Raw genomic sequence first — 22,889 nt, forward strand, 5'->3', positions numbered from 1 at the left:
GTATTAAGATGGCAACAATTACACCAGACAAGACCTTAGATGCGTCCGGTTTAAACTGCCCCCTTCCAGTATTAAAGACAAAAAAGGCTATGGAAGAGCTTCAATCTGGTCAAGTGCTGGAAATAATAACCACAGATCCGGGAGCTAAGGCGGACATACCTGCTTTCTGCAATAGGACTGGACATCAGCTACTGGAAGTGGTGGAGGAGGGTGGTAAGATAATCTTCTACGTAAGAAAGAAATAGGGAGGGATAGTTATGTCAGAAAAACTGGCCATAATAGCCACAAAGGGAACGCTCGACATGGCTTATCCGCCATTAATACTGGCTTCCACAGCTGCCTCTCTCGGTGTGGAAACCGCCATATTTTTCACTTTCTACGGGCTGAACATCATCCACAAACAAAAGATGAACCAGCTCAAGATCGCTCCAATAGGCAATCCAGCCATGCCTATGGCCTTTCCACCTTCCATGCAAAACCCAATTACCAACGCCATATCCTCCATATTTCCAGGTCCTCCACAGATAATGGGCATAATACCAGGTATGACGGACCTTATGACTTACATGATGAAAAAGACCATAAAAGAGCACGGTGTAGCCAGTATTCCAGAGCTTTTGGAAGCTTGCAAAGAAGCGGATGTAAAGCTAATACCTTGTCAGATGACCATGGAGCTTTTTGGCTACAAATACGAAGACCTTATAGATGGTCTTGAACCACCTGCTGGTGCGGCAGCCTTTTTTAACTACGTTTTAGACTCTGAAAAACCTATGATCATCTTTGTGTAAGGAGGTTAAGATGGCTTACGAAAAGGTGCTTTTTTACATCCTTACTGTGCCTTTCTTTGAGAGGGCAGAACCAACCACCGGTGAGCTTATTAACCCAAAAGCGGGGGCTCCCTTCTTCTTGGCAACCGCCGCCACTACCATGGACTACGAAGTGGAGATGGTCATAACCTCAGAGGCTGGGTTTTTGCTTATGAGGGACAACGCCAAAAAGGTCAAAGTCAGACCCGGTGTGGAGCAGACAGTTTATGACTTTATAAAGATGGCTAAGGAAGCAGGTGTGAAGATTTACCTTTGCGTGCCTTCTTTGGACCTAACGGATGTCTATAAGAAAGAGGATGTAAATCCTGAACTTTGCGACGGCATAATAGGTGGTGCAGCCTTTTTGGACAAGCTTATGAGTGGCGAGTATGCGGTCATTACACTGTAACTTCACATTTTTTCTGATAGATATAAGCAAATTTTTATATGCTTATAAGCAAATTTTAATTGATTATCCTAAGCCTTATCATATATTTATGAAGCATAGGAGGTAGAGCTATGGACGGACACAACTATGGATACAACCTGCCCATCTCCGAAAAAACCAAGATGGTTCCTTGGGAGGAGAAGGTTAGGATTGTAGAAGAGGTAAAATCGGACTTTAGGTTTAAGGAATACATCTTTGGCTGTCTCAACTGTGGCGTATGCACTGCATCCTGTCCCTCCAATAGGTTCTTTGATTATTCTCCAAGGGAAATAGTTCAAAGGTTTTTGGAAGAGGATGTGGAAGTGCTATACGATATGATGCACGAATACATATGGGCCTGCTCTCAGTGTTTTACCTGTTGGATTAGGTGTCCCTTTGTGAATAATCCAGGTGGGTTAGTTGCTATAATGAGAGAGGTTGCTGTGCGTAACGCCTTTGAGGCTACAAAGGATCTTCTGAAACCTTACGGAAGGGTTCTTCTGAAGGTTATGACTACGGGAAACCAGCTTTCTGCGGACATGCTCCAGCCTGACTTCTTCCCAGACTGGGGTCCAAAGATGGCAGACAACATGGAAAACCTAAGAGCCAAAAGGCTTGCTATACCCTTTGATGTGGGTAAATCCGTCAAAACCGCATGGGAAGTTTCCCTGGAGACTGCCATAGAAATGTACACCATCTGGAGAGAAACTGGTATTTTTGAAATGCTTGAAAAGCTTGACCCAAATCTGTACAACGTAATCATGGACATAGTAGAGGAGAACGAAGAGAGGTACGAGGAGCTCTATGAAGAAGAAGAATAAGCTTACAAAAGGGTTTGAAGCCCGAAAAACTTAAGGAGGTGATCATCATGGCACATGCTAAGTTAGAGTCTAAATGGGGTTACGTTAGCCACGGGGGTATTCTCAGATACCCCGAAGAGCCGCCTTTTCCTGTAAAAGAGTACGACGCCCATTACGATCACATCTTTGAGATGATGGAGGAGCTAGAAGCAAAGGGCGAGATCCTCATACACAGGATCACAGAAGAACACAAGCCTATACAGGTATTCACAAGAACTGGAAGGATCAAGACCATACCCACTAACAAGCTTTGGCACCACAAGTCCTGCGGGCAATGTGGAAACATTCCCGGATACCCAGCGTCAGTTTTCTGGTTTATGAACAAGTTTGGGCTTGACTATCTAAACGAACCACACCAAACCTCTTGCACCGCTTGGAACTATCACGGCTCTGGCACTTCTAACCCAGTAGCCCTCGCAGCTGTTTGGCTCAGAAACATGCACCAAGCCTGGAAGACAGGATACTATCCACTTATTCACTGTGGAACTTCCTTTGGTTCTTACAAAGAAACCAGAGAACAACTAATAATGAACAAAGAGCTCAGAGATGCGGTAAAGCCAATTCTAAAGAAACTAGGAAGGCTCACAGAAGATGGAAGAATAGTCATTCCTCAGGAAGTAGTTCATTACTCCGAGTGGGTCCATGCAATGCGCTACCACATAAAAGAACTATACGAGAAGGAAGGAAAGGCAAAGGGAATAGATGTTTCCAACGTGAGGGTTGCCATACACAACGCATGCCATACCTACAAAATGATCGCAGATGACTATCCTTACGATCCAGAGGTTTATAACGGTCAAAGACCTGCCGCATCTGCCGCTGTGGTAAAAGCCTTAGGAGCACAAGTGGTAGACTACTCTACCTGGTATGACTGCTGTGGTTTTGGTTTTAGGCACATTCTAACGGAAAGGGAGTTTACCAGGTCTATGGCAATTCAAAGAAAACTCAAAGTAATCGCAGAGGAGGTTAAGGCAGACCTGATAGTAACACACGATACAGGATGCACCACTACCTTTGAAAAGAACCAATGGATAGGAAAGGCTCATGGTATGTATCACCCGGTAGCGGTTATGTCTGACGTTATGTTTGCAGCGTTGGCTTGTGGAGCACATCCGTTTAAAGTGGTCCAACTTTACTGGAACTGCTCTCACTATGAGCCACTCCTCGAAAAGATGGGCATAACCAACTGGAGAGAGCTAAAGAAGGAGTGGGAAGACACGGTCAAGTACATAAGCGAGCTGGAAAAGGCTGGCAAATACGACGAGCTTATGGAATTCTTTAAGGAGTATGACCTTTACGAGCCCTACAGCAGAACTTCCACCGGAAAACCAAAAGCTTCTGCCACTGCCAACATACCGCTGTTTAAGTCTTAAGCTTTTTCGGGGGCTTTGCCCCCATTTTATAAACAACTTTTGGAGGTTTTATCATGGCCAAAGGAGTGCTGGTGATCGGTGGCGGTCCCGCAGGTTTGGGTGCAGCGAGGATTCTCGGAAGGCTTGGCATCCAAACCATCCTCCTGGAAAAGGAGGACAGGCTGGGTGGTAACCCTGTGCTGAACCATTATCACACTTTAATACCCAGAAAGCTAAAGCCGGAGCAAGTGCTGGGTCCTTATGTAAAGGAAGTGGAAAGCAATCCCAACGTGCAAGTGAAGTTAAGGACTGAATTGGAAGCCTGTGAAGGAGAACCTGGAAATTACAGGGTAAAGCTTTCCAACGGTGAAACTCACGAGGTAGGTGCCATAGTGGTTGCAACCGGTTTTGAACACTTTGACCCCAGAAGAAAGGGAGAACTGGGATACGGACTTTATCCCGATGTGATCACAAATTTAGAGCTAGAGCAGATGTTCTCCAAAGAGGGAAGGCTTTACAGGCCTTCCAACGGTCAGCTTCCAAAGAGGGTAGCCTTCGTATTCTGCGTAGGTTCCAGGGACAGACAGCTTGGGGTAACAAACGTGCACTGCTGTAGATACGGTTGCGCTCTGTCTGGACTTCAGGCAATGGAGATAAGACAGCACTACCCAGACGTGGACGTGTTCTGCTACTATATGGACGTGAGAACATACGGCACGTGGGAGTATCCTTTCTACTGGGCACCTCAGGAGCAGTATGGTGTTAGATACGTCAGAGGTAGGATTGCAGAGATCACCTACAGCCCTGCGGACGGAAGGTTAAGGGTAAAGCATGAGGACACAATAGTTCAAAGGCCCTCTGAGATTCCTATGGACCTCGTGGTTTTGGTGCTTGGAATGGAACCCTCTGCCGGCACAAAGAAGGTGGCTAAGATCCTTGGACTTGCCCAGGACCCAGACAGCAAGTTCTTAATTCCTTCCGAAGAGTCAGGCTCCAACATCATCTCCAACAAGCCTGGTATATTCATAGCGGGAGCCTGTAAAGGTCCCATAGATATAGAGTCTTCTCTCTCAGAAGGTGAAGCTGCAGGAGCAGAGGCTGCTGCATTTCTTAACGCAAAGGTGACTGTATGAGAAAAGTGACCACCTTAGACGACTTTTTGGTAAGGGACTATCTTATAAAGATTTTGGGAGAAGGTGAGGAGTTCGCCCAAGAGTTTTACAAGGACCTCCTCGCCAAATCCCTACTTTTTCAAAAGACCCTCAGCAAAGAAAGGCTTGCTTCCTTAACCAGAGAAGACTTAGACAAGCTCTTAGAAAAAGTCTTTTCTGTAAGGAGGAAAAGGCAGAGGTTGATAGAAGAAACGGGCGTGGAGAACCTAAAGAGGGCAATAAGCGACCTGCTTTACGGAAAGGCAAACAGCTGGGAAGAAAGGGTAGAAAACTTTGTAAATTCCATAAAGGGTGTGGATAGGACCGCTGCAAGGGACTTAGCGTCCGAGCTTTTGCACTTTACCTTCCCGGAAGATTACGTTCTTTGGACCAGTTGGATATGGGATCCAGAAAGCGAGAGTGGTGCAGTTGTGTTCTTAAAAGAGGAACCACCCAAAAGACACATGTACGGAGAGACTTACGAGGAGTTTGAGCAAATTTACAAGCAGATTCAAGAAAAACTCTTGGATTTTGGTATAAAGGTCAGGGGTTATCTTTTTGTAGACATCTTCCTTGCCATGATATACGCTACCTATGTGGATTACATGACTTTATCTACAATGCACAGCGCCAAGGGATTCTTCCCTCCCGCTGGCGTCATGGCAAGGAGGCTTTTAGGGGTCCAAAGGCCCGAAGAAATTCAGTTGGAGGTTTAAACCATGGCTATACACGAAAGAAGTTTGGTAGAACCAGAAAGAATTGTAAGGAAAGAAAGGCTTGTTATTGATGGTGTGGATGTGTCAGGAGATTGGAACCTGATCATTCTCCCAAGAGTGATAAACGACTACGACCTTGATTTTGCTAAGGAGATAATGAATTCTCCAGATGGAAAGACTATAGTTCAGTGCTACCAGTGCTCTTACTGCACTGCATCTTGCCCTGTGCACAACTATTGGGACGAAAGATACAACCCAAGACACTTCATATACTTGGCAAGGCTTGGAATGATAGACGAGCTTCAAAAAAGAGCGGATGTTATGTGGAGGTGTGTATCCTGCCACAAATGCACCCACAGGTGTCCAAAGGGCGTGCTTGTGGAGGAAGTGCTAAAAGTGATCCTAAGGGTTATGGCAAAGAAGGGATACATTGACGAGTATCCTTCTAAAAAGTTTGACAAGTTCTTCACAGAAAGCGTGGTTGAATACGGAAGGATAGAGGATGGAGAGCTGCTCTTTGGTTGGATAGAAAAGCAAGGATACAAGGTTGTAAAGGATCCCATACTCAAAAAGCCTATACCTTTCATAGGGGAAACTCCCGAGTGGCTAAAACAGTTGGTTTTAAAACCCATAAAATCTATGAACGTGGATTTTCTCATACTGAACGCCAAGCACATGCTCTTTCATCCAAGGACTAAAAACTGGAACAAGTTTAAACAGGTTTTGAGAAAGGTTATGAAAGAAGAAGGAGTATCAATTTAAAGGAGGTTTAAAAATGGGTGTTATAGGAAAAAGAGTGGCGTACTATCCCGGCTGTTCCTTAGAAGGTGCAGCAAGGGCTTATGATGTTTCTACTAAAATAGTAGCGAGGGAACTTGGGCTGGAGCTAGATTACCTGGAGGACTATAACTGCTGTGGTGCTATGGAGTCAAAAAACGTAACCTTTATGGGAACCTTGCTCTTGAATGCTAGGAACATGTCTTTGGCAAGAAAGCAAGGACACGATGTGATAGTGGCACCTTGTAACGGATGCTCCTTTTCGCTTCAAAGAGCTGAATACTTTTTGGAAACAGACAGTAAGGTTTTTGAAAAGGTAAATGCACTCCTCAAAGAAGGTGGTGTGGATCCATTGGATAAAATCCCAGAAACTTATCATATCCTTGAGTGGTTTTACCACGAGGCTGGTCCTCAGAAGGTAAAGGAGAAAACTAAAAAACCTCTAAGAGGACTTAAGGTTGCCAACTACTACGGCTGTCTCTATACAAGACCACACTTTTATGCAAAAACCTATGCCCACGCAGGGGGACAGGAAGAAGAGGTAAGACCCAGAAGAAGAGAAACAGCAGACGATGACGAGCATCCGTACTACATGAATGCTTTGCTGGAAGCGGCAGGAGCTACTAGCGTGCCCTTTGAACCCATGCACACCCAATGCTGTGGAGGTCCGCACTCCTTATCAGATGAGCAAGTTTCTGAAAAGTTTGTCATGATGATCCTTCAAACAGCTAAAAGAAACGGAGCAGACATAATAGCCACAGAGTGCCCTCTATGCCATGCATCCTTGGAGATGTACAGACACAGACTTATGATGAAAGGGGTGCCCGATGTAGACGTGCCTGCAGCCTACTTTACCCAGCTTCTTGGACTTGCCTTTGGATACAGTGCAAGTGATGTGAAGCTCAAGGACAATCTATCAGATCCTCTTCCAGTGCTAAAAAGACTCGGCTTGGCTTGAGGTTAGAAAATGGAAAAGGAGTGGGAATACAACGGATGTATGATCCCACTCGACCTTTACTATGAAATAGAAACCCAAACCTGGGTAAAGGTAAACGAAGACGGAACAGTTACTATGGGTTTGACAGATGTGGGGCAGGTGCGTGCTGGGCGCTTGCTCCACGCTCGCATAAAGGAAAAGGGGAAGTTTATAAAAAAGGGAAAACCTGTTGCTTCTCTTGAAAGTGGTAAGTGGGCTGGACCTATAAATGCCTTAGTGGAAGGGGAAGTGGTAGATAGGAATGAAAAGGTTTTGGAACAGCCGGATATAATAAACTACGACCCATACGGTGAAGGATGGATAGTAAGGATGAAGCCTGTGGATTTGGAAAGAGACCTAAAAGACCTTCTCTATGGACCTCAGGCAATAGATAAGATGAAGGAATACATAGATGAATGGGATATAATCTGTATGAGGTGCACTTAGATGGCAGCAAAGGACAAACACGTCATACTTTTAGTATCTCAGTGGTGTGCCACATGCCCAGATGCGGATGCCCTCTGGCAAAAACTCCAAAAGGAGTATGGCTTTAAGTATGAGGTTTTGGATGTGGCTCAGCCTGAAGGTAGGATGTGGGCAAAGAAGCTTATAGTTAGGGCTGTTCCTTCTACTATCATAGACGGAAAACTTGCCTTTGTGGGAGTTCCTTCTGAAGAAGAGGCTAGGAGGGCTTTAGAATCGTGAAGGTAATTATCTTGATGACAAGCGGGCCGAAAACTCCGTGGAGGTGCGCATCGCCTTTTTACATAGCAGCTCTGATGGCCTCTAACGACGCAGAAGTGGAGATGTTCTTTAACATGGACGGGACTAAGCTTTTAAAAAAGGGAGTGGCGGAGAAAATACTTCCTGCCGAGCCAAACTGTCTTAGTTCCAACGGAAAGAAACTAAAGACTGTTTATGACTTTATGAAGGACGCAAAACAGGCGGGTGTAAAGTTCTATTCTTGCAAACAGGCGATAGACTCTTTGGGCTACAAATCTGAAGATCTCATACCAGAGCTGGACGGTATTGTGCCAGCCAGTGAGTTTGCCCTGAGGGCAATGGAAGCAGATAAAGTGCTAACATTTTGAAATCTTATAGAAGGAGGGTATAACATGGCAGTAGTTAATGGATGCAACATTCCAGAGGATCTGCTGTACGATGTAGATCCGGAGGCCAATGCCTTCACCTGGGCGAAAGACAACGGTGATGGCACTTACACCATAGGGCTAACGTCCATAGCCGCAGCTATGGCAGGAAGGCTTGTGGCTTACACACCCAAAAAGCCAGGAAAGGTTATAGAAAGGCGTAAAAGCGTTGCAACCATAGAGAGCGGTAAGTGGGTTGGTCCAGTTCCTACACCTTTGACTGGAGAAATCGTGGAAATCAACGAAGCTTTGAAAACAAACCCCGCCTTAGTAAATGATGATCCATATGGTCAAGGATGGATAGTCAAAATAAAACCTACCAACCCAGAGGAGATAAATAGCCTTCTAAAGGGTCAAGCGGCAGTGGATGCTTTAACAAAGGTAGCAAACGAAAAGGGTATAAAGTGCGGATAAAACAGGTGCAGGAGGGGGTAGTGCCCCTCCTTGAAAATTTAGAGCTGGATTACAGCCTTTTGGAGCGTCTTCTGGAAGGATTTAGAATAAGAGAAGAAAACTTCGGCAAAAGGGTGCACTTTTATAGTCCTGGATTCAAACACTATCAAGTAGAAGACTTCTACGTGGAGACCATTCCCAAGTTTGTAGATGTTTCCATAACTGGCAGAAACTGCGAGCTTATGTGTGATCACTGCGCATCCAAAATCTTATGGCATATGATACCGGCCACCACACCAGAAGAGCTAAAGAGGGTAGGAGAGGATCTAAAAGCCAAGGGTGTGGAAGGCATTCTTATTTCCGGCGGTTCTAACAAGGACGGTGTGGTAGAGCTCTACCCTTTTCTAAAGGCCATAGAGTATCTCAAGAAAGAACTTAAGCTTTTGGTTACATGCCACGTTGGATTGGTAGATAAAGCCTTAGCGGAAGGGCTAAAAGAGGCTGGAGTGGATGCGGTGCTAATAGACATCATAGGAGATAACCAAACCATAGCAGAAGTCTATAAGCTACCCCACAAGTCTACAAAAGACTACGAAGATTCCCTAAGATTTCTCAAAGAATCCGGACACAGAATAGTGCCACACGTGATAATAGGATTGCATTACGGAAAGATCTTGGGAGAACAAAGGGCCATAGACATGATATCCCAGTTTGATCCAGAGGGTTTAGTCTTAGTGGTGGTTATGCCCTACTACGGAAAGGCAAGATTCCAGCTTCTACCACCACCAAAGGCTGAAGAGTGCGCAGAAGTTATACTTTACGCAAGAAAAAAGCTTTACAAGACACCCGTTGTAATAGGCTGCGCAAGACCTGCGGGGCAGGAAAGAACAAAGCTTGACCTGTACGCTCTTTACGCAGGTGTAAATGGCATAACCTTTCCAGCGGAAGGTATATTAACAGAAGCAAAGCGCATAGGATTGGAACCGGTAGTATCCCCAAACTGTTGCTCAACCGTAATATTCCCTATAAATTAATTAACATGCAGATGAAAGTTTTTGACTTAGATACCGCAAGAGAAACCCTCGTTTTAATAAAGCCAATAGTGGAAGAGATAAACCTAAAAAGAATGGAGTTGACCGAAGCGTATGAGAAGTTCCACGAAGAAGAAGACGAATTGGAAAAAATGTACCTTGAGGCGCATATGAAAGAACTGGATAGATTAATAGACTCCCTCTTTAGAAAAATAGAGGCCTTAGGAGGAGTGATAAAGGGTGTAGATCCAATTCTGGTTGATTTTCTTAGTTTTTACAAAAACAGATATATATGGCTATGCTGGAAGGAAGACGAAGAAACTATAATGTATTGGCACGAGCTAAACGAGGGATTTGTGGGAAGAAAACCTATAAGCATCTTAGAAGAAGAAAATCTGTGGTAAAATTTTCCTACCTCCGCTGGGGGTAAGGAGGTGTTTGCATGAAGAAGGTTTTAAGTCTTTTATTAATGTTCTTACTCATTTTCCCAATGGTGCCAGTTGCAAAGCAAGTAGGGGCAGGACCAAAGATCTCACAAGAGAAGCAAAAAACAAAAATAAAAACTTCACAAAAACATAAAAAGAAAAAAGTAAATAAAAAGCAAAGTATTAGAACTGCACAAAACATAAACAAACCGCAAGAAGGTGAGATATTAAAAATAGAGGGTATGGTAAAGGACCTAAATGAACAATGAGCAGTTAAAAATTATAGAAGAGCTTAAGATAAAGCAGGGAGACACTTGGAGAGTTTTAAAGATAATGAGCGAGTTCGTTGAGGGGTTTGACACGCTGTCAGGGGTTGGTCCTGCTATAACCTTTTTCGGTAGCTCTCGTCTAACGCCTGACAGTGAGTTTTATAAGCATGCTTACAGGACAGCCTTTCTCTTAGGAAAGATGGGCTTTCACATAATAACAGGTGGCGGGCCTGGCATAATGGAAGCAGCTAACAGGGGAGCATACGACGCAGGCACATTATCTGTTGGGTTAAACATAGAGATACCCACAGAACAAAGACCGAACAAATATCAAAACCTCTCTCTGAAATTTGAATACTTTTTTGTGCGCAAGGTCATGCTACTCAAGTATTCTATGGCCTACGTAATCTTCCCAGGTGGGTTTGGCACTTTTGACGAGCTATTTGAGGCTTTGACACTTATACAAACTGGTAAGATATATAAGTTTCCCATAATATTGTACGGAAGCATCTTTTGGCAACGCCTTATGGAATACATGGAAGACACTATGGTAAATTTTGGAGTTATTGACAAAAAAGATACAAATTTAATCTCGCACGCAAACACACCAGAGGAAGTGGTTAGAATAATAAAAAATGAGATGGGAAAGAGAATAGAGCTTTTGAAGAGGGAAGATCCCCTAAATCCATTGGTTGAAAAACTGCAGAGGATTATAGAAAATGCGTAAAATACTGCATATTTCTGACTTACATGCAGGAAAGAACCTAAACAAAGTGTCAAGAAATCCAGATTTATCATATGCTTTGGAACAAGTTTCTGACTTATGCAACAGAGAAAAAGTTGAAGCAATACTCATAGCTGGAGATATTTTTGACAAAGCCATACCGGACTACGAGTCAGAGCACATGGTGCTCGATTACCTAACAGAGTGGGCTGGTAGGGATATCCACGTTGTCCTAATAGCGGGGAATCACGATAGTTATGACAAGCTAAAAGCATACAAAAACTTAGAAAAACTTACAAAAATACACATATTCGATAGGCCAAAGCCAAACCCATCTGAGGCGATTTTCGTCTACGACAATCTTGCAATAGCGTGCTTGCCCTATCCCAGTGAGAGACTTTTAACAAGGGGTTCGGAAGACACGCACAGAGCATACTCTTATAAAGTGGCAGACTACTTAAAGGCTTTGGCAAAGCAGGTGGAGAATTTCCAATACAAAATACTACTGTCCCACCTAATGGTAGAAAAGGGTATTATCGCTGGCTCAGAGAGGGAAGCAAGCGTGAGCGAATTCTACGCCATAAGACCGGATCAAATACCAGAAGTTTTTGATTACGTTGCCCTTGGACATTTGCACGTTCATCAAAAAATAGACAGCGCTGCTGCTGAAACTTACTATTCTGGAAGTTTATATCAGATAGACTTTTCTGAAAAAGACACAAAAAAGTTTGTAAACCTTGTCATACTGGAAGACAACCAAATTAAAGTGGAGCCCATAAGTTTACCCCTTTACAGAGAACTAAAGGAAATTAGAATAGGGAAGGATCAGAGTATACGTAGAATACTGGAAGAGATAGCGCACGAAAATGCGCTCTTTAAAATAATCTTAGAAATTGATCAGAGGGATCCCATGCTAAACTCAAAGGTGCAACAGATAAATCAAGCCTTAGGAGAGAAGTTGGTATTCTTTAAGTTAGATTTTTCAGAATACGCTTCCACAAACATGCAAAATATTGAAAGTTTGAATATTCTGGACCTATACAAAGCTTATTATAAACAGAATTACAACTGTGACCTGCCTGAGGAGTTAGAAAGGGAGGTTATTTACCTATTAAATATGGTCCATAATGAGACCGATTAGGCTTGAGCTTACAAACTTTACCATATTTAGAGGTAATCACAGTTTAGACTTTTCTGGGCTTAGGTTTTTCATCATTCAGGGAAGAACAGGCTCGGGTAAAACGAGCCTAATAGACGCTATGTGCTATGCACTTTTCGGAAGGGTGCCAAGGCACGGCAGAGAAAACTTGCATGAGAATATCATATCAAAGGGCGAAGACTACCTGAGGGTTTTTTTTGAGTTTGCAGTCAAGGATAGAAGGTATGCCATAGAGAGGTTTATAAAAAAAGGAAAGGCTGGAGCAAGGGTCTATGAAAACGGAAGACTAAAGGACATAAGAGTAAACGAAATTCCCCAATTCGTAGGAAAGATCTTAGGAGTAGACTACGAAACATTTACTAAGGTTATACTTCTACCCCAGGGGCAGTTTGACAGATTTCTAAAGCCAGAACAACCAAGGCAAAGGAGAGAGATACTCAACAAACTGTTAGGAATGGACGCTTTACTTTCAAAACTGAACGAGTTAATAAGAGACACTAAAAGGAAGATTGAGAACGAACTAACTCAGATAGAAGCCTCATTAAACGAGTTATCTTATGCTACAAAAGAGAAGCTTCAAAGGTTAGAAGAGAGTATAAAGCTAATAGAAGATAAGCTTGTCAAGTTAAACTCCAAAAAAGAAGAGCTGCAAAAAGAGTTAGAGTTAGCTATACAGAGAGATAATCTTGAGAAAGATCTTTTGAATTGCGAAAATGAGCTTGAGAAGCTTCTAAGCCAAAAACATCAGATAGAAAAGTTAGAGATAGAACTTCAAAAGATGGAGGAAGCATCCTCCTATTCAGCTTACTTAGAGATCTATGAAAGACTCTCCCAACAAGAAAGGCAGGAGAGAGCTGAAATAAAAACCCTGGAGTTGGAACTTAGAAAATTAGCCCACGAAAAAGAACGAATCCTAAAACAAATAGAGCCATACAGCATTGAATGGCAAAGAATAGACCTTTACGACTCGGAGATAGAAAGGCTAACAAAAGAAGTAGAGCGACTAAAATCTGCCCTTGAGAAGATAAGAGAAAGGGATAGGATGATGCAAGAATTAGAGCAAACTTTGGAACACAAAAAAATACTTGAGCAGGATATAGAAAGCTTGGAAGCAAGAATCCTAAAGGGAGAAGAGTTTGTGAGAGAAAAGGAAAGTTATTTAGAAACCTTAGAGAAAAAAAAGAATAGGTTGTTAGAAATTACCCCACTAAAGTCCAAACTTGACTATATAAAAAGAGAGAGGCAAGCGCTTGATCACTTTTTAAGTGAAAACAAAACCTTAGAAGAGGACATAAATAAACTCATGGATATAATAAGGAACAAAGAACGGGAAATATTTAACTTCCACGTTCACAATATAAGGGTTGAACTAAAGGTAGGGGACGTATGTCCAGTCTGCGGAAACATCGTAAAAGATCTACCAAAAGAAGAGGCTTTTGAGGCGGACTTGGAAAAACTAAAGGCGCAGTTAGAAGATCTTAAGGCGCAGGAAAGGCAACTTTTGGAAAAAAAAGTCAGAGCTGAAAACATGGCTCGTAAAATAAAACAAGAGGAGGAAGAGCTAAGAAAATTGCTTAATGGAATGCAAGAGTATGAACTAGAAATTGAATACGAAGAACTGACAAAGTCCGTGCAGAGTATAGAAAAGGAAAAGAACAGTCTAAAGTTAGCAAAAGAAAAGCTTGAAAAACTTAAGCAAGAGCTAAACACAAAAAAGAACAATCTCTCACTGAAAGAATTACAGATAAAAAACTTGAAGGCAAGCATAGAAGATATAAACAATTACTTAGCAAGTGCTAACTTGAGTGCATTGAAGGAAGAGGATTTAAGAAACTTGGAAAACGAGCTATTATATAAAAGAAAGAAAAGGGATGAAGTAAGAAGAAAATACACCCAACTGTTAGAAGAGCTAAAGAATCATGAATTGAAGGAAAATAGACTGCTAACTACGCTCTCGCAAAAGAAAGGAAATATAGAAAGGATAGATGAAGAAAAAGCCAAGCTATCTAAGAATCTTGAACCTGCTATAAAAACTTTTGGAAGTTTAGAAGATCTAAAAAGTTATATAAAGCCAAAAGAATACATAAGGGAGTTAAAAGCTAGTATAGAGGAGTATAAAAACAAAATAAACTCTTTGAATATTAAGAAAAAGCAGCTAAGGGAAAGCTTGAAGAATTTTTCCCATATAGAACCCACGGAAGAAATAAAGTCAAAGCTCCAGAGTGTGGAAGATGAACAAAAACGTTGTAGCGAAGAGCTTGGTAGTCTAAAAGTAGAAAAGACAAAGGTAGAGGAAGGTTTAAAGAGAAGGGAGGAGCTGGAAGAGAGTAAAAAAGAGCTTGAAAGTAAAGATTGGGTGTATAGTTCCCTTGAAAAAGACTTTAGAGCAGACAGGTTGCAGGAGTTTGTAAGCCAGATAATGCTTCAAAGCATCGTAAGCAGGGCTAACTTCTACATGCAAAAATTTACCTCCGGAGTCTACGAGTTTGATCTGGAAAACCTGGATTTACTGATACTGGACAGAGTTTCTGGACACAGAAGGAGTGTGAGCACCTTAAGCGGTGGGGAGACTTTTTTAGCCAGTTTGGCTTTAGCTTTCGGTATAAGCGAAGTAATATCTAACAACGCCCCTATAGAAAGCCTGTTTATTGATGAGGGCTTTGGAAGCTTGGATAAAGAAACTAGGGAGGAGCTTTCTCAATTCTTTGAGCTTATAAAGTTAAACACGGACAGAGTGGTAGGAATAATAAGCCACCTTGAGGACTTAGCCGAAAAGTTCGACCAGAGGATAGAGGTGATAAGAAGAGGAGACAGATCCTCCATAAGGGTGATAATATAAAATCTTCCGAATTTCACACATCATATTAAAACCTTAGTTTTCAATGGTTTAAAAATATGATAAAAGTCATAAATATTTCCAAATATGGCCTGAAAACCTTTACGATTCAAAAAAAATACGGATTTTGTATTGTTAATATAATATGAAATTTTTCAGAGCTTGAGATTCAATGATTTAGCCAATTTTTCACACCCTATCCCTAAGTATTGGAATATCCAGCATTTTTTGTGGCAGAATTTCACACCCTCTTTTCACAATTTCACACTCCAAAAGTAGAAAATTTACCCCTCTCGTAAGTATGGGAATTTCCTACACTTTTTTATTAGTTTTTTCACATCGCAAAAGCAAGTATTCATGCGGTTTTTAGAGAATTTCACATTTCTACCTCTAACTACTACAATTTCCGTAGTTTTTTTATGAAAAAAAGTTTCGGTTTTTACGCAACTTACAGACAGGACTGTGAAATTGTGAAAATTGTTCCTAAGTATTGAAATTTTCTGAACATTTTTAAGGTTGGCATGTCTTAGAAAATCAACAACTTTAGATATGGGGTGTGAAAATTTTTTCTGAAAGTCTATGAAAATCAAACACTTGGGAAATTCTGGTTCTTTTAAGGGTGTCTCTTTAATATTAATAAAAATAATAGAGGAAAGAAAACATATAGATTAAGAAGAGAAAGAATAAAATGCTTGGACTTTGGAAAGGGTTTCTTTCCACTCCTCTTCCTCTTGTGAATCATAAACAATGCCAGAGCCAGCAAAGTAAGATAGTTTTTCCTTTTTGCCAAAGGCTGTTCTTATAAGCACGCTTAGAGTAAAGTCGCCTTTCCATCTAAAGCCAGCACATCCGCAGTAGTAATCTCTTGAATGAAGCTCCAAATGGTCTATTATCTCCACCGCCTTTTTCTTTGGCGCACCTGTTACGGACGCCGGAGGAAAGGTGTTTAGCAAAATTTCCTCAAGCTCCGCATCAGTTTTGGCACTCACTGTGGAATGCATCTGAAATAAAGTAGAGTATCTTTCTATTTTGAATAGCTCTTTTACTTTTACGCTTCCAACCTTTGCTATTCTTGAAAGGTCGTTTCTCATCATATCCAATATCATCAAGTTTTCTGCTCTGTCTTTTGAACTTTCTCTGAGTTTTTCCTCAGCTTTAGCTGTTCCCTTTATCGGCTTACTTATGATCGTATCCCCCACTTTCTGAAGGAATAGCTCCATAGAACCGCTGATTATGAAAAAATCTCCAAGATCTAAAAAAAAGGCGTAAGGCGTTATCTGCGTCTGGAAAAAATTCAGGAACAAATCTAAAGGCTCACCCTTCAGAAAAAAGTTTATCCTTGTGGAGAGGTTAATCTGGTATATAGTACCCTCTTCTATCTTCTTTTTGATCTCTTTTACCCTTTTTATGTATTCTTCTTTGTCCAAAGAAAAGCTCAGAAGCTCCAGGTTTACTGGATTGCGGAAAAACTCAAATTGTTTAATGTTTCCTGTTTTTACAAAGATTATTTTAGGAAGGTCAGAACTTCTGACTTTTACTCCCAGCGTTTCGGTAGAAAGCGCATAGGAAAATACGAAAAAACCGTCTTCTTTTGGAATTTCTTTTAAGGAATTGTAGAACTTTACCTCTATAATTTCAAACTGGTAGAGTTTCCAGGGCTTACCAAAAAAGCCTCCTGAGACTATTAACATTCACAGGTTTTCTCTCCAAGCCTTTACCATTTTTTCGTCCAAGTCCACGAGTATTACTTTTTTTAGATTCTTTGCACTAAAGGCTTTAATCTCTTCTATCATAGCCCTTGCGGATATATCTTTGGGTAATCTGCCTACGCCTGTGCCCATGCCAGGCATTGCCAAGCTTTCAAAACCCAGCTCATCCGCCAGCTTAAGCGCCGCCCTGACCGCTTTTCTTACCTTTTCTTCCGTTGTAGCCATAGCAGGTTCTTCCATCGTCGGAGCATGTATAACCCCCTTGAATTTCAGACTACCTGCAGATGTTAGTATTGCATTACCAACTTCAATGGGAGCCTTTCTAACGGCCTCTTCTTCTATCTCTTTACCCCCAAACCTTTTTATCACACCAGCCACTCCACCACCCATCAATCCAAGAGAGTTGGCAGGATTGACTATAACATCCGCATCAACTTCAAGCAGGCTACCCTTTATGACTTGTATGTGCATAACAGGTCTTAAAATTTTATCATGAACCTAACCCAGGGTTGGATAGTATTAGCCTTTGTGGTCATACTGACCGCAATAGTTTTACCCGTCCCAGCCCTACTGCTTGATATACTTCTGACGCTTAGCATAACACTATCCTTAACTGTACTTATCCTTACCACTTTTATAAAAGAACCCTTAGAGCTTTCTGCCTTTCCATCTATTCTACTTTTGGGAACTTTACTGAGATTATCCTTAAACATAGCGGCTGCAAGGCGTATACTTCTATATGGACACGAAGGTACAGCTGCTGCGGGGCACGTAATAGAAGGTTTCGGTAAATTTGTGGTGGGTGGGAATGTGGTAGTTGGATTGGTGGTCTTTTTCATTTTTATAGTCATAAACTTTGTTGTTATAACAAGAGGTGCGGAAAGGGTGTCCGAAGTAGCAGCAAGGTTTACCCTTGATGCAATGCCAGGTAAGCAGATGAGTATAGACGCGGACCTCAACGCTGGGCTTATCACAGAAGAGGAAGCGCGCAGAAGAAGAGCACAGTTAGAACAGGAAGCATCCTTCTATGGTTCCATGGATGGCGCAAGCAAGTTTATAAGAGGAGATGCCATTGCGGCTTTAATAATACTCTTTCTGAGTTTGGTAGGTGGGTTGATCGTGGGTATAGTGATAAAAGGAATGCCTTTCTCGGAGGCAATAGCCACATACACACTGCTTACCGTTGGAGAAGGTTTAGCAAGTCAAATACCAGCTCTTATGCTTTCTACTGCTGCTGGTATAGTGGTGACAAAATCCTCTTCCAAGGATCAGCTTGGGAGAGTTTTTCTTGAAGAGTTCTCTAAGGAACCGAGAGTATTCCTATTTTCTTCAGCCCTTTTGGCATTTATAGGTCTTATTCCAGGTTTTCCAAAGATACCATTCTTTTTTATGGCTGGCATACTGGGAGGTTTATATTATCTTCTAAAAAGAAGCCTTAAAGAACGGGAATTAAAAGAGTTGGAAAAACTCTTTGTAGAGCAGAAAAAACCGGCGGAAAAGACAGAAGAGGAGCTAATAACACAGCCAGAGTTAATGGCCTTTGAAATAGGTTATGGGTTAGTTCCTTTAGTAGATGAAGCTCAGGGAGGGGACATACCAGAAAGAATTAAGTCAATGAGGAGGCAAATAGCCCAAGAGTTTGGAGTGATAGTGCCTTTGGTACACATAAGAGACAATCTAAGATTAAAACCATATCAGTATAGGATACTTATAAGAGGTATGGAAGTAGGCAGTTATGAAATAGTGCCAAACAGATATTTGGCGATAGATTTGGGTAGTACTAAGGGTCCAATAGAAGGTATTGAAACTCAAGATCCTGCCTTTAACTTAAAAGCTTACTGGATAACAGAAGACCAGAGGGACAAGGCTCAGAGATTGGGTTATATGGTTGTAGATGTTAGCACTGCAATAATAACCCATCTCTCTGAAGTGATAAAAAGAAACCTACATGAGATATTAGGTAGAGGAGAGGTTATGGACTTGGTGGAAAACCTAATAAGAAAATATCCAAAAGCTATGCAAGGACTCATACCTGATGTGATACCAATATCCATACTGCACAGAGTATTGCAAAACTTGCTCAAAGAGGGCATACCTATAAATGACCTTCTTACCATAGTGGAAACTTTGGCAGATTATGTAGAACAAACAAAAGATGTGGACATACTAACGGAGTATGTAAGACAAAGGCTTTCAAAAAGGATAACAAGATTATACCTAACGGATAAAACTCTGTATGCCATTGTGATTGCTCCAAGGTTGGAAGCTAAGCTAAGCGCTTACTTACAAGAAGGTAGAGAAGAAGAATTCCTTGACGTTCTTATAAATAAGGTATATCCAAAAATCAGCTCTGAAATTTCAAAGTTTGTCCAGTATCAAGCTAAGCCCATTCTTATAACTGGTTCAAACTTAAGAAGGCACATAAAAAGGGTTTTTGAAGCCTATCTTCCTCAATTAGCTGTACTATCGTATAATGAACTTGATAGGCAAGTGAACTTAAAAGTATTAGGAGCGGTGGATGAAGATTAAAAAATTGTTGGTTAATTCTCTTCAGGAGGCTGTGGAGGAGGTAAGAAGCTTATACGGACAAGAAGCAACCATACTCTCCACAAAGATTGTAAAGAAAAGACTGATACCCTTCTTGCCCTATCCTTATCGTTCTCAACTAGAAGTTACTATAGGCATACCAGATAGAGAGGATTTTCCTTCTCACTTAATGGGACATGAGCATGTTTACGAAGAAATAAGCAAACTTAAAGAGAGTTTAAGGGAAGTAATAGAACTGGTAAAAAAACAAAGAGCAGAATCAAACGAAGATATAAAACCCATAGAGAGCGAATACTCTCTTAGAGCCCTTAATCTTATGAACAAACTTATAAATAAGGGTATGAATAAGGATGTAGCTAAGGCTATAATCGATGCCTCTTGCGGTTATGATTACGAGCTAAAAAAGCTTGACCTTAAGGGAGAAACCTTTGAGTCTCTGAAAATGGGTCTTGAAAACACCATACCTACACTTAGGGATTTTAAGGAAAATTTGACAGATTTTAAAATCATCGCACTTGTAGGACCTACCGGTGTAGGTAAAACTACCACGGTAGCAAAGCTGGCGTATATCATAAAAGAACTTGGCAAAAAAGTTGGTGTTATAACCATAGACAGTTATAGAGTTGGTGCGGTTCAACAGCTAATGGCCTTTACAAGTATAATGGAACTGCCCTTTAGAACCGCAGACACACCACAGAAGTTTAGAGAATGTATAGAGGAGCTTTCTTCCTTAGATATCATTCTTGTAGATACGGCTGGCAGGAGCCACTATGATAATTTGAGGGTCAAAGAGCTTATACCCTTTTTTAATAAACTCCCTGCTCTAGAAATTTATTTCACATTAAGTGCAAATATGGACGAAAGGGTTATGGCAGAAGCCATAGAAAGGTTTAGTGTTTTACCCATAAACGGTTTAATATTCACAAAGATGGATGAGACAGTTTATTACGGATATGTTTTGAATCTTGTATACCGTACAAAACTTCCCATACTCTGTTTTACAACAGGTCAGAGGGTTCCTAATGACATAGTTATGGCGGATTACAATTACATAGCGGGATTATTTTTAAAGGTGGAAGAATGATGGAAAAACAAGCACTTTCACTAAAGATATTGGAGGGTAAAGAAAGGTCTACAGGTTATATATCTGTGGCAAGCGGGAAAGGTGGTGTTGGAAAGACAATCATCACTATAAACATGGGTAGGATACTATATTCCAACGGTAAAAGGGTCCTTCTCATAGATGGAGATCTTGGGCTAAGCAATATTCACCTTATGTTAGGAATAACCCCACCAAAAAACCTATACCATTTCTTTTCTGGAGATGCTGGTATTGAGGATATAGTTGTACCTATAGAGGATGGTTTTGATTTTATATCAAGCGGTAGTGGTATAAGAGAATTGGTAAACATGTCTTTTGGTAAACTAAAGACACTTTTGTTTAGACTTCAAGAATTTTCAGAAGGTAGGTATGACTGGGTTATCTTTGATACACCGCCAGGTATTCATTCAGACACACTGGCAATAGTTTCTTCATCTCAAATACCTATAGTTATAACCACTCCAGAACCTACTGCTATAGCAGATGCTTATGGATTGGTTAAAGTTATGAACTCAAGCGAAGGTCTTAAAGAATTTTTCCTTGTTGTAAACAAAGTCTCCAACGAATACGAAGGGAAAAAGGTTTATGAAAGTATAAAAGTAGTGTGTGAAAGATACACAACTGGGGAGCCTAAGTATGCAGGTAGTATAAGATATTACCCTAATTTGATAAAAAGAATAATTAGCCAAAACCCCCTTGATAACAACTTGATGGAGGATCTTACCCAAATTTTAACCAGTTTATACCTAATTCAAAGAACTTCAAAGGAAAGTTTTTGGGAGAGACTTTTGGCAAAGTTAAGGAAGTGATTAAAATAATGTAAATGATTAACGATAATGTATTTATTGCCTTACTGCACTTTCCAGCTATGGACAGGGATGGGAAAACTATAATAACTTCCTTTACTACTATGGACTTGCACGACATAGCCAGACCTGCCAGAGCTTACGAGATAAATACCTATTACATCGTTCATCCAGTGGATGCCCAGAGGGCTGTGATAAAAAAACAGATAGAATACTGGTCTTCAGAAGAAGGTTTAAAGACAAATCCCACAAGGGCAGAAACGGTAAAATTGGTAAAACTCGTATATACCTTTGAAGAGGTTTTAGAAGACGTTCAAAGCCTTCGTGGAAGAAAGCCCATAGTAGTTGGCACAGACGCAAGAAACTATTCAAACACTGTGAGCTATGATTTTTTGAGAAAGGAAATAGAAAAGAGGGAAAGGGATTTTCTTATAGTCTTTGGGACAGGTTATGGCATACCGCCAGACCTTATGCGAACCTTTGACTACATTCTTGAGCCTGTATACGGTGCTGGGGACTGGAACCATCTGTCTGTAAGAAACGCTTGCGCCATTATATTAGACAGACTTTTGAGCAGGAACAGGTGTTGAAATGCTCTATCATCTGTCCTTTTACCTAAAAGATCTTTTCTTTGGCTTTAATGTATTCAAATACATAACCTTTAGGTCTTTCCTTGCTGTTATGATAGCCTTTTTACTAACCTTGCTTTTATCTCCTGTTTTTTTAAAGAAGATGAAAACGATCCAAAGGCTATTTAAGGGATACGTTAGAGAATACACACCAGAGGGGCACGTAGCAAAAAGGTTAATTCCTACAATGGGTGGGCTTGTAATACTTATATCCGTGCTTTTCTCTTCCCTTCTACTTATGAGGTTGGATTTAACCTATTTTTGGATCATATCTTTTTGCATACTCGGGTTTGGACTTATAGGACTGTGGGATGATTATACAAAGCTAAGGAACAAAAAGGGTATATCTGCAAAGGCTAAGTTTTCTGCTCAGGTTTTTGTAGCAACGATTACTGCATTAGCTATATACCACTTTACCGACGTGGGCACAAAAATATACTTTCCCCTTTTTAAGAACCTTCAGATAGACCTTGGCCTTTTTTACATACCCTTTGCGGTCTTGGTTATAGTAGCTACATCTAACGCGGTGAACCTAACAGACGGTTTGGATGGTTTGGCTGTTGGTCCAGTGATGACAACAGCTGCATCTCTTGGCATAATAGCTTATGCCGTGGGACACGTGAGCATAGCCAAGTATCTGAACATACCTTATGTGCCCTATGCTGGGGACTTAACCGTTTTGTGTTTTGCCATAATTGGGGCTGGTCTTGGTTTTCTGTGGTTTAACGCTTACCCAGCTCAGATGTTTATGGGGGATGTGGGATCTTTATCCCTTGGTGCAGGTTTGGCTCTTATTGCCCTGATTGCTAAAGCAGAGCTAGTGCTTCCAATAGCGGGGGGCGTGTTTGTTTTTGAAACTTTAAGCGTCATACTTCAAGTGACATACTTTAAGGTAACAAAAGGGAAGAGGCTTTTCAAAATGGCTCCCTTTCATCACCATTTAGAACTATCTGGTATTCCGGAGCCTAAGATAGTGGTTAGACTATGGATAGTATCCATACTTTTGAGTGTATTAGCAGTTGCCACACTAAAGCTAAGGTAAAACT

26 protein-coding genes are annotated in these 22,889 nt (G+C 41.2%); 24 read left to right on the forward strand and 2 right to left on the reverse strand.

The genetic code is table 11. The features are described from left to right. Window positions 1-8: 8 nt before the first annotated feature. The 19 genes from V7P40_RS00665 to V7P40_RS00755 all read left to right on the forward strand — a co-directional run bounded on the left by V7P40_RS00665 (window position 9) and on the right by V7P40_RS00755 (window position 15,053). Window positions 9-245: a sulfurtransferase TusA family protein gene (locus tag V7P40_RS00665; RefSeq protein ID WP_333784040.1), complete on the forward strand. Its 237-nt coding sequence runs from the start codon at window positions 9-11 to the stop codon at window positions 243-245. A 12-nt stretch (window positions 246-257) separates the two neighbouring features. Continuing rightward, window positions 258-788: a DsrE/DsrF/DrsH-like family protein gene (locus V7P40_RS00670; RefSeq protein WP_333784041.1), complete on the forward strand. Its 531-nt coding sequence runs from the start codon at window positions 258-260 to the stop codon at window positions 786-788. A gap of 10 nt (window positions 789-798) precedes the next feature. Further along, window positions 799-1,215 (forward strand): DsrE family protein, encoded by a 417-nt coding sequence (locus tag V7P40_RS00675; protein WP_333784042.1) that lies wholly within the window; start codon window positions 799-801, stop codon window positions 1,213-1,215. A gap of 110 nt (window positions 1,216-1,325) precedes the next feature. Then, window positions 1,326-2,054 carry a 4Fe-4S dicluster domain-containing protein gene (locus tag V7P40_RS00680; protein ID WP_333784043.1) on the forward strand — a complete coding sequence of 243 codons (729 nt, stop codon included), beginning with the start codon at window positions 1,326-1,328 and terminating at the stop codon, window positions 2,052-2,054. A gap of 47 nt (window positions 2,055-2,101) precedes the next feature. Further along, complete coding sequence (locus V7P40_RS00685) at window positions 2,102-3,466, forward strand: heterodisulfide reductase-related iron-sulfur binding cluster (protein ID WP_333784044.1); 1,365 nt, start codon at window positions 2,102-2,104, stop codon at window positions 3,464-3,466. Window positions 3,467-3,519: 53 nt separating this feature from the next. Further along, on the forward strand, window positions 3,520-4,578 hold the full coding sequence (locus V7P40_RS00690) for an FAD-dependent oxidoreductase (protein ID WP_333784045.1): 1,059 nt from the start codon (window positions 3,520-3,522) through the stop codon (window positions 4,576-4,578). Then, window positions 4,575-5,312, forward strand: coding sequence for a hypothetical protein (locus tag V7P40_RS00695; RefSeq protein ID WP_333784046.1), 738 nt, complete (start codon window positions 4,575-4,577; stop codon window positions 5,310-5,312). Before V7P40_RS00690 ends, V7P40_RS00695 begins: the two co-directional genes overlap by 4 nt. A 3-nt stretch (window positions 5,313-5,315) precedes the next feature. After that, window positions 5,316-6,074: a 4Fe-4S dicluster domain-containing protein gene (locus tag V7P40_RS00700; RefSeq protein ID WP_333784047.1), complete on the forward strand. Its 759-nt coding sequence runs from the start codon at window positions 5,316-5,318 to the stop codon at window positions 6,072-6,074. A 13-nt stretch (window positions 6,075-6,087) separates the two neighbouring features. Beyond that, complete coding sequence (locus V7P40_RS00705; protein WP_333784048.1) at window positions 6,088-7,047, forward strand: CoB--CoM heterodisulfide reductase iron-sulfur subunit B family protein; 960 nt, start codon at window positions 6,088-6,090, stop codon at window positions 7,045-7,047. Between the two features lie 9 nt (window positions 7,048-7,056). Then, window positions 7,057-7,512: a glycine cleavage system protein H gene (locus V7P40_RS00710; RefSeq protein ID WP_333784049.1), complete on the forward strand. Its 456-nt coding sequence runs from the start codon at window positions 7,057-7,059 to the stop codon at window positions 7,510-7,512. Further along, window positions 7,513-7,770: a thioredoxin family protein gene (locus V7P40_RS00715; protein WP_333784050.1), complete on the forward strand. Its 258-nt coding sequence runs from the start codon at window positions 7,513-7,515 to the stop codon at window positions 7,768-7,770. It begins immediately after the preceding gene. Continuing rightward, window positions 7,767-8,156, forward strand: coding sequence for a DsrE family protein (locus V7P40_RS00720; protein ID WP_333784051.1), 390 nt, complete (start codon window positions 7,767-7,769; stop codon window positions 8,154-8,156). Before V7P40_RS00715 ends, V7P40_RS00720 begins: the two co-directional genes overlap by 4 nt. Window positions 8,157-8,180: 24 nt before the next feature. After that, window positions 8,181-8,627 (forward strand): glycine cleavage system protein H, encoded by a 447-nt coding sequence (locus V7P40_RS00725; protein WP_333784052.1) that lies wholly within the window; start codon window positions 8,181-8,183, stop codon window positions 8,625-8,627. Then, on the forward strand, window positions 8,618-9,640 hold the full coding sequence (locus V7P40_RS00730) for a radical SAM protein (protein ID WP_333784053.1): 1,023 nt from the start codon (window positions 8,618-8,620) through the stop codon (window positions 9,638-9,640). The genes V7P40_RS00725 and V7P40_RS00730 overlap by 10 nt, the downstream gene beginning before the upstream one ends. Window positions 9,641-9,645: 5 nt before the next feature. Continuing rightward, window positions 9,646-10,041, forward strand: a complete 396-nt coding sequence (locus tag V7P40_RS00735) for a DUF2203 domain-containing protein (protein WP_333784054.1) — start codon at window positions 9,646-9,648, stop codon at window positions 10,039-10,041. Between the two features lie 38 nt (window positions 10,042-10,079). After that, window positions 10,080-10,331, forward strand: coding sequence for a hypothetical protein (locus V7P40_RS00740; RefSeq protein WP_333784055.1), 252 nt, complete (start codon window positions 10,080-10,082; stop codon window positions 10,329-10,331). Beyond that, window positions 10,321-11,058, forward strand: a complete 738-nt coding sequence (locus V7P40_RS00745; RefSeq protein ID WP_333784056.1) for a TIGR00730 family Rossman fold protein — start codon at window positions 10,321-10,323, stop codon at window positions 11,056-11,058. The genes V7P40_RS00740 and V7P40_RS00745 overlap by 11 nt, the downstream gene beginning before the upstream one ends. Then, window positions 11,051-12,196: an exonuclease subunit SbcD gene (sbcD, locus tag V7P40_RS00750; protein WP_333784057.1), complete on the forward strand. Its 1,146-nt coding sequence runs from the start codon at window positions 11,051-11,053 to the stop codon at window positions 12,194-12,196. The genes V7P40_RS00745 and sbcD overlap by 8 nt, the downstream gene beginning before the upstream one ends. After that, complete coding sequence (locus V7P40_RS00755; RefSeq protein WP_333784058.1) at window positions 12,183-15,053, forward strand: AAA family ATPase; 2,871 nt, start codon at window positions 12,183-12,185, stop codon at window positions 15,051-15,053. Before sbcD ends, V7P40_RS00755 begins: the two co-directional genes overlap by 14 nt. A gap of 665 nt (window positions 15,054-15,718) precedes the next feature. Here the strand turns inward: V7P40_RS00755 and V7P40_RS00760 are convergent. Together V7P40_RS00760 and V7P40_RS00765 are read right to left on the reverse strand one after the other, a co-directional pair. Continuing rightward, window positions 15,719-16,741 carry an anthranilate synthase component I family protein gene (locus V7P40_RS00760; RefSeq protein ID WP_333784059.1) on the reverse strand — a complete coding sequence of 341 codons (1,023 nt, stop codon included), beginning with the start codon at window positions 16,739-16,741 and terminating at the stop codon, window positions 15,719-15,721. Continuing rightward, window positions 16,742-17,230 carry an ADP-ribose-binding protein gene (locus V7P40_RS00765; protein WP_333784060.1) on the reverse strand — a complete coding sequence of 163 codons (489 nt, stop codon included), beginning with the start codon at window positions 17,228-17,230 and terminating at the stop codon, window positions 16,742-16,744. Window positions 17,231-17,251: 21 nt separating this feature from the next. On the opposite strand from V7P40_RS00765, the gene flhA reads away from it, so the two are divergent. Genes flhA through mraY form a run of 5 tightly spaced genes read left to right on the forward strand, consistent with a single transcriptional unit; the run spans window position 17,252 to window position 22,885 of the window. Then, window positions 17,252-19,288: a flagellar biosynthesis protein FlhA gene (gene flhA, locus V7P40_RS00770; RefSeq protein WP_333784061.1), complete on the forward strand. Its 2,037-nt coding sequence runs from the start codon at window positions 17,252-17,254 to the stop codon at window positions 19,286-19,288. Continuing rightward, window positions 19,278-20,390 (forward strand): flagellar biosynthesis protein FlhF, encoded by a 1,113-nt coding sequence (locus V7P40_RS00775; RefSeq protein ID WP_333784062.1) that lies wholly within the window; start codon window positions 19,278-19,280, stop codon window positions 20,388-20,390. Before flhA ends, V7P40_RS00775 begins: the two co-directional genes overlap by 11 nt. Then, the gene (locus tag V7P40_RS00780) at window positions 20,387-21,217 is read left to right on the forward strand and encodes a MinD/ParA family protein (protein WP_333784063.1); all 831 of its coding nucleotides are present in this window, start codon (window positions 20,387-20,389) and stop codon (window positions 21,215-21,217) included. The genes V7P40_RS00775 and V7P40_RS00780 overlap by 4 nt, the downstream gene beginning before the upstream one ends. Before the next feature lie 14 nt (window positions 21,218-21,231). After that, window positions 21,232-21,804: an RNA methyltransferase gene (locus tag V7P40_RS00785; protein WP_333784064.1), complete on the forward strand. Its 573-nt coding sequence runs from the start codon at window positions 21,232-21,234 to the stop codon at window positions 21,802-21,804. 1 nt (window position 21,805) lies between these two features. Further along, complete coding sequence (gene mraY / locus V7P40_RS00790; protein WP_333784065.1) at window positions 21,806-22,885, forward strand: phospho-N-acetylmuramoyl-pentapeptide-transferase; 1,080 nt, start codon at window positions 21,806-21,808, stop codon at window positions 22,883-22,885. Window positions 22,886-22,889 lie beyond the last annotated feature (4 nt).

This window comes from Thermocrinis sp. (genome assembly GCF_036781485.1).
Lineage (GTDB): Bacteria > Aquificota > Aquificia > Aquificales > Aquificaceae > Thermocrinis.